The sequence below is a fragment of the Micromonospora craterilacus genome (assembly GCF_003236315.1).
Lineage (GTDB): Bacteria > Actinomycetota > Actinomycetes > Mycobacteriales > Micromonosporaceae > Micromonospora > Micromonospora craterilacus.
On the sequence record NZ_POTY01000532.1, the window covers coordinates 1 to 721 of the forward strand.

General features: G+C 75.3%; 2 pseudogenes. Both read right to left on the reverse strand.

The annotated features are described in order from the left end of the window. Positions 1-309, reverse strand: a pseudogene (locus tag C1I95_RS34280) (hypothetical protein); the annotation flags it as partial. A 2-nt stretch (positions 310-311) separates the two neighbouring features. Next, positions 312-721 (reverse strand): annotated as a pseudogene (locus C1I95_RS34285) (FtsK/SpoIIIE domain-containing protein); the annotation flags it as partial.

The window sequence follows — 721 nt, forward strand, 5'->3', positions numbered from 1 at the left end:
GGTCCCCACCGTCCCCGGTCCGTTGCCCGACGTGGCCGGTGGACCGGACGTGGGCGAAAAGCCCGACGCAGCCGGCGTTCCGGGCGCTACCGGCGGGCCCGACACCGGCGGGGAGCCCGGTGCGGCGCCGATCGTGCGACCGAACTGGTCGAGACGTTGCCCCTGGGCCGTCAGCCGCCGGTCGAGGTACTCCACCGCGGCACCCAGGTCACGCTGGCGTTCGGCCTCGGCGGCGGCACCGTGCTCGCCGGCGCGCTGCTGGGCGGCCAGGTTGCGGGCCAGCGCGGCGTACTCCTCGAAGGTGGACACGCTCACTCCTGCCCGTCGGATCCGTGCCCGTCCCGGGCGAACGGCACGATCAACCGGACCCGCTGGTCGTGCCGGTCGACCAGCAGCGCCCGGTCGGCCCGGGGCGTGTACGCCAGGTCGTGCACGCCGAGGTGGAGGCCAAGTTCAGTGCCGGGCACGTTCAACGCGACCAGGCAGGCGACGTCGTCGCGGTTCTGCGTACCGCCGAGGTCGTCGGCGAGTCGGCGCAGCCCGCGCCACCAGCCGAGCAGGTGCACCCCGTGGCCGGGCCCCTGCCGCAGCAGGGCGCGCAGGTCGTCGTGGCCGGAACGGAACGTGGCGGGATCGGTCTCGGCGAGCAGCCCCGCGGCGGCGTCCATCCCGAACACCACCAGGTAGTTACGCCCCGGCGAGCCGTTCCCCGCCCCGGCAC